The following is a 12,272-nucleotide window of genomic DNA, read 5'->3' as shown; positions in this document are numbered from 1 at the left end:
GTCTACCGCATTGATGTTGGCTGACGCACCGCTATCGCGAGCAAGCTCGCTCCCACATGGGGTCGTGCAGGCCTTGGGATTAGCGTCCACCGCAAATTTCCTGTGGGAGCGAGCTCGCTCGCGATGGCGTCAGGTCAGCCTCATTGATGCTGGCTGACGCACCGCTATCGCGAGCAAGCTCGCTCCCACATGGGGTTGGGTCTGTTCAGGACTGACCTATCTGCCTCACTGCGCCGCCCGCACCTTGGCGATTTCGTCGTACATCGTCTTCACCAGGTCGCCGTCCAGGGATTTGGCAAACTTGTCGATCACCGGTTGCACACGCTCACGAAAGCGATCTTTCTCGGCCGGGGTGATTTCATTCACCGTCATCGCGCCGGCCAACGTCACCTTGGCCTTGTCCATGCCCGCCGCCGTGACTTCACGCTGGAACTTCTGCGCCTCAGTCGCAGCCGCGCGAATCATCGCCTTCTCATCGTCGTTGAGGCGGTTCCAGGTTTTCTGGCTGATGATCAACGACTGCGGGTTGAAGATGTGGCCCGTGACGGAGAGATACTTCTGCACCTCGTAGAACTTGTTGCCCTCAATCACGGTGAACGGGTTTTCCTGACCGTCGATGGTGTGCTGCTCAAGGCCCGTGTAGACCTCGGGGAACGCCATCGGCACCGGGTTGGCGCCCAGGGCGGAGAAGGTCTCCAGGTAGATCGGCGACTGGATGACGCGAATCTTCAAGCCCTGCATGTCTTCAAGCTTGGTCACCGGGTGCTTGCTGTTGGTCAGGTTACGGAAACCCAGGTCCCAATAACCCAGCCCGACCAGCCCTTTGCTGTCCAGTTGCGCAGCCAGTTTCTGCCCGACCGGCCCATCGATGACCGCATGGGCTTCCTCGACGTTGTTGAACAGGAACGGGAAATCGAGCATGGCATAATCCGGTGCCTGGGCGGCCAGGATGCCGGAGTTGAGCACGGTGATGTCCAGCGTACCGCCCTGCAACGCCGACACCGTTTGCACGTCGCCGCCTAGGGTACCGCCGGGGAACAGGCGGACCTTGATCTTGCCACCGCTCTTTTCGCTGAGCAGGTCGGCGAACTTTTGCGCGCCCTGCCCTTGTGGATGTTCCTTGACGTTCTGGAACGCGAATCGCAGGGTGCGCTCGCGAATTTCATCGGCGTGACTGACCACGCTACCCAGCAGCAGTCCCGTTGCGCACGCCCCGACCAACAGGGTTTTCATCAGTTGTCCCATGTCACTCTCCGATCATTATTGTTTTAAGGTCGAGCTAGCCAGCACCGGTGTTATCCGGTGAAGAATTTCAACGGTCCCAGGACCAATTGCGGAAACAGGACCAACAAGAACAGCACCACAAACTGCGCAAACATGAACGGCCACACCCCGCGCACGATTTCCTCGAAGTCCAGCTTCGCCACCCCGCAGACCACGTTGAGCACCGTGCCCACGGGAGGCGTGATCAGGCCGATGGCTGTGTTGATCAGGAACAGCACGCCGAAGTACACCGGGTCTATCCCCGCCTGGATGACCGCCGGCATCAGCACCGGGGTGAGGATGAGGATGGTCGGGGTCATGTCCATCACCGTTCCCACCAGGATGATCAGCGCCATCATCACCAGCAACAAAAGGGTCTGGTTGTCCATGAAGGGCGCCAGCATTTCCGCCAACTGGCCCGGCAGGTCGGCGATGGTCACCAGCCACGATGAAACCATGGCCGCCGCCACCAGGAGCATCACCACCGAGGTGGTCTTGGCCGACGACAGAATCACTTCGTACAACTGGCTGATTTTCATTTCCCGGTAGATCACCAGGGACACGAACAGCGAATAGACCGCCGCGACCACGGCGGCTTCCGTGGGGGTGAAGATGCCGAACTTGAGGCCCAGGATGATGATCAAGGGCAGGCCCATCGCCCAACTGCCGTCGAGCAATGTGCGCAGCACTTCGGCACGGGAACGCTTGGGCGGCGTCTCGACGTTCTCGCTGCGGGAGATGTACCACCAGGCAACGGCCAGCGAAGCCCCCAGCATCAGACCCGGCACAATACCGGCCAGGAACAGCTTGGAAATCGACACCCCGGACGCCACGCCAAAGACGATGAAGCCAATGCTTGGCGGAATGACCGGTGCGATGATGCTACCGGCAGCGATCAGACCGGCCGAGCGCCCTCGGTTATGCCCGGCCAACACCATCATCGGCACCAGCAACGCCGCCAGTGCCGCCGCATCGGCCACGGCCGAACCGGAGAGCGATGCCAGCAGGCATGAAGCGATGATCGCCACGTAACCGAGACCTCCGCGCTTGTGCCCCACCAGCGCCATGGCAATGTTGACGATGCGTTTGGACAGGCCGCCGACATTCATGATTTCGCCGGCCAACATGAAGAACGGCACGGCCATCAGCGGGAAGCTGTCCGCCCCGTTGAGCAGGTTCTGGGCAATGATTTGCGCGTCAAACAGATCCAGGTAGAACATCAACGCCACGCTGACCACCAGCAAGGCAAACGCGATGGGCATGCCCAGTGCCATGCTGCCAATCAAGGACCCGAGGAAAATAACCAGTGTCATGGGCGGGTACTCTTGATGTGGTCGGGGGTGATGGGATTAGGCGTGATCACCTCGGCGTCGTTGTCCTTGACCATCACCAACTCGTCATCCCCCAGCTTGCCGAACAGCGCCAGGTAGAGCTCGTAAAGCAGGATCGCTGCGGCACTGGCGCCAAACACCAGGCCGGCACCATAGAACAGCGCCATGGACAATCCTGACGCCGGGGCAACTACATTCAGGTTGATCGCTGCCTGTTGCCAACTGCCACTGAAAATCAGCCAGCAGATGTACAACATCAAAAGATGGCTGATGACCAGGCAGATACGCTTGCCGGCCGGCGGCAGGCGCTTGACCAGGCTGTCCATGCCCAGGTGAGCACGGTCCTTGAGCGCCACCAGGGCACCGAGAAAAATCATCCAGACGAAGAACCAGCGCGACAGCTCCTCCGACACACTGATGCCAGAGTTGAAGGCATAACGCAGCACCACATTGCCGAACACCAGCACGATCATCGCGACCATGCACAACACGATCAGTAGCTTGAGCAGCTTGAAATACAGATCGACGACTTTTGTCATCTTGAAGGCCTCTCGGATTGTCGGATGCCGGGGGTCCAACCGGCGCGGTGGAACGGTAGCGGTGTCCGCTATCGAATCCAGACGCAGGTATTGCCGGGGGCTCCAGACCAGGTGCGACAGAGCGAGGGAAAGGCATCGGGGGTTTGCAGATAGATCCGCATGAGGTGTTCCTCTACTTTTTTATTATGGTCTTGGCAATGCGTCGCAAGACGTACGGCGCCTAAAATGTACCAACCAGTTAGTTCGGTCAATATCCCTGGCGCGAACACATTACAAAGCGTGCGATTATCGGCTAGAGGCGAATTGGGTTTGCGAGGGCATTAGAGCTATTCAAGAACGTATCAAACATCACTCAGTCCAATTAAGAATCACGCCGCTTATAAACATCGACAATGTGCACATGCGTGAATCTTTTAAAATAAAAACGTAATTTAAATGGAACTTTTTACACACTTATAAGAATTGGCACTAAGGTACTAGAGAACTAAGCAACTTTGACAATATGTAGGCGCCATTTTAATGGCGAGCAAATCTCTTACAAAAACATTGGCGCCGCCTGTCAAAAAACCGTCAGCATCGCCTACTGTCGCCCGCGCAGCCACGCTGCATCTCGAAAAAAGACAAAAAAATCCTTATTAATCAAATAGTAATAAGATTCTAAAGATCTCCAGGAGAGCCTCTTTTTCGCCCTTCCACGAAGCCCCTTTTAAAAAAATATTTAAACTTCACATATAAAACTTTGCGGCAACGAGCTTTAATGTTATTAATTTGACGGCCCAGATCAAGATGCCACTACGTCACTTCCCGTGCTCGTAAGTATCTAACTGATATTGGATCCAATTAACTTAGACCGCTGGCTTGCCCAACCACATTGTTGTGCTTGGACGGCTGTTGTGCGGCGCAGAAAACTGCGCGAGGAAGGACGTCATCGCTATTCAAGACTCACGGATCAAGATCCTTTCGATCTTCGGTACCCGTCCAGAAGCCATCAAGATGGCACCTTTGGTCAAGGCCCTCGCCGCAGAACCCGGTATCGAGTCGCTGATCTGCGTCACCGGCCAGCATCAAAGCATGCTCAAGCAGGTGCTGGACCTGTTCGACCTCAAGGCCGACTTCACCCTCGACGTGATGACGCCGCACCAGACGCTCAACTCCCTGACCGCCGCGTTGTACAGCGCCATCGACCCGGTACTGGAGCAGACCCGGCCGGATCGGGTACTGGTCCATGGCGATACCACTTCGGCCATGGTCGCTTCGATGGCCGCCTTCCATCGACGCATTCCCGTCGGCCATGTGGAAGCCGGTCTGCGCACCGGTGACATCTACAGCCCCTGGCCGGAAGAGATGAACCGCCGCTGCATCGACCTCAGCGCCGACCTGCTGTTTGCTCCCACCGAACAATCGCGCGACAACCTGCTGGGCGAGCGTCTGCAAGGCCGTTGCCTGGTGACCGGCAATACCGTGATCGACGCGCTGCAACTGACGGCCCGACGCATCGATGACGATGCCCGGTTGCGTGACGAACTGGACCAACAGTTCCCGTTCCTGCAAACCGGACGCAAGCTGCTGCTAGTGACCGGCCACCGCCGGGAGAATTTCGGCGAGGGTTTCCTGGACATCTGCAAGGCCCTGCGCCAACTGGCCCAGCGCCCGGATATCCAGATCGTCTACCCGGTGCACCTCAACCCGAACGTGCTCGGGCCGGTTACCGAACAGCTGGGCGACCTGCTCAATGTGCACTTGATCAAGCCGCTGGACTACCTGGCCTTTGTGCGCCTGATGCAACACGCCCACGTCATCCTCACCGACTCTGGCGGCGTGCAGGAAGAAGCGCCGTCCCTGGGCAAGCCGGTGCTGGTGATGCGCGACGTCACCGAACGCCCCGAAGCCGTAGCCGCAGGCACTGTGCGCCTGGTAGGCACCTCCCCGGCCTCGATCATCGCCGGTGTGGACGCGCTGTTCAACGACCAGGCCTTGTGGCGTCGTGCGTCACAGGCCGCCAACCCCTATGGCGATGGCAAGGCCAGCCAACGCATCGTCGATACCCTGATGGGCCGCCCGGTCAGCGACTTTGTCGTGGGCCAGGCGCATTCGTTCCAGGAATTGGCACACGCGCCAACGTCCGAACCACAAGAGTTGCTCGCCGATTTCACCTCATAACTGCTATCCACCCTTATCAGATCGAGATTTGCCTGAATGAAGCCTTCCGTTGCCATCCCTACGGGCGCGCTCAGCGCCCTTGCCTGTGGCCTGAGCCTGCTCGCGCTCATGCCGACCTTTGCCCTGGCTGCGGACAGCCCGCTGACCCAGGCTATTCATCGACTCAACGCCGATACCCGCCAGACACGTGAAGTGCGCTTGAGCGACCTGGGCATCACTGCGCCGATCCTCTTGAGCGCCAGCGACGCCCGCCGCGAGCTCTACCTGCCGGTGCCCGCCGGCGTTGCCCTCAATGACGCAACCTTGCAACTGGATGCCAACTACCTCAACGGCGAAGGCGGTCGCAACACCCTGCTGCTGTCCCTTGATGGCTACCCGGTGCGTGCCGAAGGGCTCAGCGAGGCACAAGGCGATGCCAGCGCCACACTCGGCGTCGACAAGGCCGCGCGTGACAACGGCCTGGTGCGCCTGGGCATTGCCTGGTCCTCGATAGTGTCTCGGCCGTTGTGTCAAGACGATCGGGTCATCGGCAACGTGCTGCGCATCCAGCCTGAAACGCGCCTGAACTACAGCTACGACGCCAGCCAGTTGCGCGACGTCGGTGCGGCTTGGGCCGCCCTGCCCGGTGAGCCCGGCATCCTCGTCGCCCCTGGCTCGTTGTCCGCCGCCAGCTACGATTCGGCCTGGCGCCTGGGTGTCGCACTGGAGCGCATCGGCAAACACAGCCGCATCCTGCCCTTCCCTGTCGTGCAGGACAGCGTGGACCTGAGCGGCCTGCGCATCCCTGCCGAGTTATTGAGCATTCCAGCCTTCGCCAGCCTCAACGGCAAAGGCCCGCACACCTTGGCCAACCCGGCCGAGATCGGTGCACTGCTGGTGTTGGGCCAGACCCCGAACGTACAGGCAGACCTGGCGATCAACGACCCGGAACTGCTCAAGGCCATCAACCAGTCCCTGGACGCCTTGCAAAGCCAGGTCCAAGGCCTCGACGCAACGGCCGCCAGCGCACTGACCCAATGGCGCGAACAGCACGTCAACGCGGCGCTGGCGAGCGCCGGCACCGACAACGTAAGCCTGGCGCTGCTCGGCACTCGCCCGGTCCTGATGATCGTCCCGCAATCCACTGGCAAAGCCTTGTCGCTGCTCGGTTCGGCGTGGAGCAAACTGGCGAAAAGTCGCCAATTGACCGTCAGCGAAGCGCAAACACCGTTGAGCGACGATGGCCGTGTGGCCCTGGCGCGGCTGGGCGGCGCCCCTGGCAACTTCGACGTAGCCTCGCGATTCGACTGGAGCACTTCGTTCCCTCTGGGCAGCGTGGCCTACGACGGTCGCCTGCCGGTCACGGCCGTGGTGGACGTCTCCGCAGCACCGGGGGCTTCCGCTACAGCACCGGTGGCCTCACTGTTTTTCAATGATTTCCTGATCGGCGCGCAACAACTGACCACCGATGGTGAGTCACAGCGCATCCAGGCCCACATCCCACGCTACGCCTTGGGCTCGAAGAACACCTTGCGCGTATCGTTCCAGCGCCAGCCAGTCAGCGACCGCTGCCTGGAAACGCCGCAAGCCTTCCCGGTATCGGTCCTGCCGACCAGCCACATCGTCCTGGAAAAAACCTCGCTGGACGACGACTTCTCCGGCATGGCCGCACGCTTCGCGGTGGACACCCAGATCCTGGTTCCCCAGGCCTACCTCGACCAACCGGCCAGCAGCCTGGCGCGGGTCATTTCGGTGGCCGATACCAGCGGTGTATCGCCGCTGCGCGCGCAGCTCAAGGTCAGCGCTGATCCGAAAGCCGTCGTCAGCCCGGACAAAGCCTTCCTGGCCTTCGAGTTGCCGCTCAAGGACAGCAAGGAATCGGTCCAGGTCGACGAGCAAGGTCGCTTGCGCATCAACCACAAGGACCAGGTGTTGCTGGACGTACAACCCCTCAACCAATTGGCCTCGCTGCAAGTGGTGCAGACCGCAGGCCAGCATGGCCTGGTCTACCGGGCCCTGGGCAACCAGCCGCCAAGCCTGGCCAAGCCGATTGTGCTGACCCGTGGCGACGTGGCGATCCTGGGCAACAACGGGGCCGTGGCGATCTTCGATACCCAAGACCCAAGCGGTAGCCTGCTGATCGGCCGCGAAGAACCCAAGGGCCTGGACGCCTGGCGTAAACCTTCGCTGCTCTGGCTGATTCCAGGCGCCTTTATCCTGTTCCTCCTCTTGTTGCTGGCAGGCCGTAGTGCCCGTCGCAATCGCCAGTAACGGTACCTTTCGATGACGTCGCTTTATTGGCCCTATTGGCTGGCCCATTACTACAACTACCTGGAGATCGCGACCATCGTGGTCGCGGTGCTGATCCTGATCTCCAGCCTGGACGATCTGATCGTTGACGTGTGGTACTGGTCTCGTCGCCTGTACCGCAAGTTCACCGTGGACCGCCGCTACCGGCCGCTGACCGTCGAGCAATTGTTGGCCCGGGACGAACAGCCCCTGGCGATCATGGTGCCGGCCTGGCTGGAATACGACGTCATCGCGCCGATGATCGAGAACATGGTGTCGACACTCGACTACCAGAACTACGTGGTCTTCGTCGGTACGTACATCAACGACCAGCGCACCATCGACGAAGTCGAACGGATGCGCAGGCGTTACAAGCAACTGCATCGCGTGGAAGTGCCCCATGCCGGGCCGACCTGCAAGGCCGACTGCCTGAACTGGGTGATCCAGGCGATTTTCCTGCATGAGAAAACCCATGGCATGACCTTCGCTGGCGTCGTCCTGCACGACAGCGAGGACGTGCTGCATCCGCTGGAACTGCGTCTGTTCAACTATCTGTTGCCACGCAAGGACATGATCCAGTTGCCTGTGGTGTCGCTGGAGCGCAACTGGTACGAATGGGTGGCGGGCGTCTACATGGACGAGTTCGCCGAATGGCACGGCAAGGACCTGGTGGTGCGTGAAAGCATGACCGACACCGTGCCCTCGGCCGGCGTTGGCACTTGCTTTTCCCATCGCGCCCTGCGGGTGCTGGCCGGTGAAACCGAAAACCAGCCGTTCAACACCGACAGCCTCACCGAGGACTACGACGTTGGCGCGCGCCTGGCCAAGGTCGGCATGAATGCGATTTTCGTACGTTTCCCGGTGCAGTTCCGGGTGCTGCGCAAATCCTGGTTCCGCAAACCTTACGAATCGACCCTGACGATGCCACTGTGCGTGCGCGAGTTTTTCCCGGACACGTTCCGCACCGCCTTCCGGCAGAAAGCCCGCTGGACCCTGGGCATCGGCTTGCAAGGCTGGGAGCAGATGGGCTGGCACGGCTCGCTGGCCAACCGATACCTGCTGTTTCGTGATCGCAAGGGGGTGGTGACGGCGTTTGTCAGCATCATCGCCTACATCATTCTGGTGCAACTGCTGGGCTTGATCATTTTGCGCAACAGCGGCTTGTGGGATGTCACCTTCCCCACCCCGTTTGAAACCAATGGTCTGGTCAAATACCTGCTGTTGGCCAACGGCGTCGCCTTGGCCTGGCGCATCCTGCACCGCTATTACTTCACCACCGTGCTGTACGGTTGGCAGCATGGCTTGCTGTCCATGCCCCGCATGCTGGTGGGCAACTTCGTCAACTTCATGGCCGCCTCCCGGGCCTGGCGCATGTTCCTGGTGGGCAAGGTGATGAATCGCAAGCTGGTCTGGGACAAGACCATGCACGACTTTCCTTCCACCGACCTGGTCGCCATCGCGCCACGCCGCCTGGGCAGCGTGTTGCTGTCCTGGCAGGCCATCAGCGACACGGCCCTGCAAAGCGCGCTCGACGAACAAAAGTCGCGCAACGTGCCTTTAGGGCGAATTCTGCTCAATAACGGCTGGCTGGACGATGAAACCCTGGCCGAAGCCATCGCGTTCCAGAATGACCTGCCCCGGGTCTTTGATGTCGCTGAGAAAGCCGCTGCCTCGACGTCCTCGTTGAGCCCCGAATTTGCCTTGCGCTGGCGGGTCGTGCCCCTGGGACGCAATAGCGAAGGCTGCGAACAGATCGCCGTCGCCAACCCCTTGCCCGATGAAGGCCTGCAACAGGTCAGCGCCGAGCTAGGCAGCGAGCCGGTGCAACTGATCGCCCGGGAAAGCGAAATTCTCGCGCTGTTGCGCAAGCTGCCTGTACGCAACGGCCGCACTGTGCCAAATGCCCGGGCGCCGCTGCTGGGCGACCTGTTGATCGAAATGGGCCTGCTCGATCGCGACGAATTCAGTCGCGTCATGCTCCAGTACCGGCCGCAACACCACGGCCGCATCGGCGATTACCTGGTCGACAGCGGTGTGCTGCCACGTTCGACGATCGAACAGGCCGTGGCCCGTCAGCACGACCTCTACCCAACGGAGCTCCCGGCATGAACCGCCCCTTCCTGACCCTTTTGGCCACGGGGCTGAGCCTGATACCAGCGTTTGCACTTGCCGAAACGTTGCCGCTGCCGCTGTCCGGTCCGGCCTATACCGCCGCCAACGAAGCCTACAGCGCCTACGAACGCAAGGACTACGACCTGGCCATCGCCAAGGCACGCGAAGCCCTGCGCCAACGTGCCGACGTAACACGCCTGAACACCCTGATTGAGTTGGCCGAGCGGGACAAGAAACTGCGCGACCAACCCCAGCCCCTGGCAGCGTCTCGCCCCGCCAGCGCGGCACCGGGTTTTGTCGCCGCGTCCCGGGGGTTCAAGGCCTATGACCGCGAACAATTCGGCCTGGCCGCGCAATCGGCCCGCAAGGCAATCACTCAAGCACCCCGTCGCCGTGAATATCGCCTGTTGCTGATCGACTCCTTGCAGCGCCAACAACGCCTGGAAGAAGCCGACCGGGCCACCACCGATGCCCTTGGCGTCTTTGCCAACGACAACACGTTGTTGATGCGCCGCAAAGCCATTCGCCGTCAACTGGCCGTGCCACTGGCGATCCAGGGCTATCGCGCCCTGGAGCAAGGCAACGCCGCCCTCGCCGTGGACCAGGCGCGCAAAGCCGTGGCCTGGGCGCCAGAGATCACCGCCAACCAGCAACTGCTCATCAGTGCCCTGCTCGCGGCGAAGGATTACCCCGCTGCCGAACAGGCTGCCGCGGGCTCGCTGGCGCTGGACGATCGCCAAGCCGCGCCATGGATCCTGCGCAGCTATGCCCGGGATCGCCAGGGCAAGTTACAGCCAGCCCAGGCCGATCTGAACCGAGCCCTGTCCCTGCCCGGCTTGTCGCCAAGCGAGCGCCGGGACATCCGTCTCTTTGCCGTCGACGCCGCCCTGGCACGCGGCGAGCCTCAGCACGCGTTGGAGCAGTTACAGACGCTGGGCAACGACGACAGCGATGAGGTGACCCGTCGCAGCGGTGCAGCCCGTGCAGCGCTGCGCCAGAAAAACAAAGGCCCGAACAGCCTGGCCCAATTTCCACCACCGCCCCTGGAGTGCCAGGAAAGCACCTTCGGCCTGACCTGTGCGATCTGGCCGGGCAGCTCCCATGATGCCGGTACTGCGCTGGCGTCCCAGGCCTATGCCGCCCTCGCCCGCAAAGACCCGGCGACCGCAGTCGCCCTGGCGAACCAGGCCGTGGCGCGCGCGCCGCAGAACCCGGCTTATCGGCACCTGCTGGTCAGCGCCCTGACGGAGCAAAAACATCTGCCCGAAGCCATCAGCGCCGCCAGCGAAGGCCTGCAAACCCATGGCGACGACGCGCGGCTATTGGTCATGCGTGGACGCCTGCGCCAGCAGTCCGGGGACGATGCCGGTGCCCGGGATGACTTTACCCGCGCCCTGGCGCTAGGCAGCCTGCCGGCCTACGAAGAAGCCGGGCTGTATGCCGCCATCGGCCAGCGCCGCACCGCCCGCGAACGCCTGCAAGAAGCCCGGGCCAGCGGCGAACTGGCATCGGTGAGTGACCTGCAGGTCGCCTACCTCTCGATGCAGGCCGGCGACGACGAGGCGGCCCACGCGGCGTTCCGCAAGGCCGACGCCAGCACGCCACTGACCACGACGGCGGCCCAGGACGCCGCCTACAACGCCATGCGCCTGCATGAAGACGACGAAGCCGTGGGGTACTTCAAGCGTGTCATCGATGGGCAAAAAACCGCGGAGGCTCCGCTGTCTGCACAACAGCTGTTCGATACCCGTCGCACCGTGGGCGATGTTTCGCGCACTATCGGCCTGACCAGCACCACCAGCTATCGCGGCAACAGTTCCAGTGGCCTGAGCGCCGCCCCGGGCACCAGCAGCAGCGGCAGCGAAAGCAATGACCTGCTGCAAAACAGCACCGAACTGTCGTGGCGTCCGCTGGGCTATCGCAATGGCCGCTTTGTCGAACTCTACGGACGCATCACCGACACCCTATGGAGCAAGAACAGCGATTCGGACACGGGCGCGGATGCCTTGCAAGGTGCCCTCGGCGTGCGGGTCAAGCCCTTCAGTTCGGTCAACATCATGGCCGCCCTTGAACGGACCTTCCCGCTGGGTTCTTCCAATGTCGACGGCGACTGGCTGGTGCGACTGGGCTACGGTTCGAGCATCGGCACCGATCTGCGGGTCGATGTGCCGAGCTGGTGGACTTCGCAGCTGTACGCCGAGGTCGGCCACTACATCAACGACTCGCGAGACTACTTCAACAGCGAATGGCAAGTGGGCCGCAGCTATGCCATCGGTGGAACCGGCTCGCGCTGGGTGACCTTCCCCCATGTTGTCGCAGCGATCGACTACGATTCCAAGATGAAGAGCGAAGCCGGCGGCGGTTTTTCTTCCGGCGACGCCGGGGGAATCGGGATAGGAAACAACGTACGTTACTGGTTCCGGGAAGACGTCTACAACGCGCCACGCTCCTATGTGGACCTGTCCCTGCAATACCGGGCCAGGGTGTTTGGCGAGGATCGCGCCAAAGGCGTGTTCGCGCGCCTGACCTACTCCTACTGAGGACGTTGGTGGGATATTCGGTTCGTCCGTACGAAAAGCGGCTCGCTTTGCCGAGCCGC

The 12,272-nt window shown here is 61.5% G+C and carries 7 protein-coding genes; 4 read left to right on the top strand and 3 right to left on the bottom strand.

Annotated elements, in window-relative coordinates; all coding sequences use genetic code 11:
* Positions 1 to 225: 225 nt before the first annotated feature.
* The 3 genes from LOY50_RS13790 to LOY50_RS13780 are packed head-to-tail and all read right to left on the bottom strand — an operon-like array spanning position 226 to position 3,133.
* The gene (locus tag LOY50_RS13790; protein WP_258691156.1) at positions 226 to 1,245 is read right to left on the bottom strand and encodes a TRAP transporter substrate-binding protein; all 1,020 of its coding nucleotides are present in this window, start codon (positions 1,243 to 1,245) and stop codon (positions 226 to 228) included.
* A 50-nt stretch (positions 1,246 to 1,295) separates the two neighbouring features.
* The gene (locus LOY50_RS13785) at positions 1,296 to 2,576 is read right to left on the bottom strand and encodes a TRAP transporter large permease subunit (protein WP_253474558.1); all 1,281 of its coding nucleotides are present in this window, start codon (positions 2,574 to 2,576) and stop codon (positions 1,296 to 1,298) included.
* A complete protein-coding gene (locus LOY50_RS13780; protein WP_258691155.1) occupies positions 2,573 to 3,133 on the bottom strand; it encodes a TRAP transporter small permease in 561 nt (186 codons plus the stop codon). The genes LOY50_RS13785 and LOY50_RS13780 overlap by 4 nt, the downstream gene beginning before the upstream one ends.
* 927 nt (positions 3,134 to 4,060) lie before the next feature.
* On the opposite strand from LOY50_RS13780, the gene wecB reads away from it, so the two are divergent.
* From wecB to LOY50_RS13760, 4 genes are read left to right on the top strand one after another with little or no spacing between them, the layout of a single operon-like run.
* Positions 4,061 to 5,293, top strand: coding sequence for a non-hydrolyzing UDP-N-acetylglucosamine 2-epimerase (gene wecB, locus LOY50_RS13775; RefSeq protein WP_258691237.1), 1,233 nt, complete (start codon positions 4,061 to 4,063; stop codon positions 5,291 to 5,293).
* 36 nt (positions 5,294 to 5,329) lie between these two features.
* Positions 5,330 to 7,543, top strand: a complete 2,214-nt coding sequence (locus tag LOY50_RS13770; protein ID WP_258691154.1) for a hypothetical protein — start codon at positions 5,330 to 5,332, stop codon at positions 7,541 to 7,543.
* Between the two features lie 12 nt (positions 7,544 to 7,555).
* Positions 7,556 to 9,670 carry a glycosyl transferase family protein gene (locus tag LOY50_RS13765; protein ID WP_258691153.1) on the top strand — a complete coding sequence of 705 codons (2,115 nt, stop codon included), beginning with the start codon at positions 7,556 to 7,558 and terminating at the stop codon, positions 9,668 to 9,670.
* Positions 9,667 to 12,213: an NfrA family protein gene (locus LOY50_RS13760; protein WP_258691152.1), complete on the top strand. Its 2,547-nt coding sequence runs from the start codon at positions 9,667 to 9,669 to the stop codon at positions 12,211 to 12,213. Before LOY50_RS13765 ends, LOY50_RS13760 begins: the two co-directional genes overlap by 4 nt.
* Positions 12,214 to 12,272 lie beyond the last annotated feature (59 nt).

The organism is Pseudomonas sp. B21-010, from assembly GCF_024749325.1.
Taxonomy (GTDB): Bacteria; Pseudomonadota; Gammaproteobacteria; order Pseudomonadales; family Pseudomonadaceae; genus Aquipseudomonas; species Aquipseudomonas kilonensis.
The sequence above is the reverse complement of the archived record's forward strand: the minus strand, read 5'-3'. Positions and strand labels throughout refer to the sequence as shown.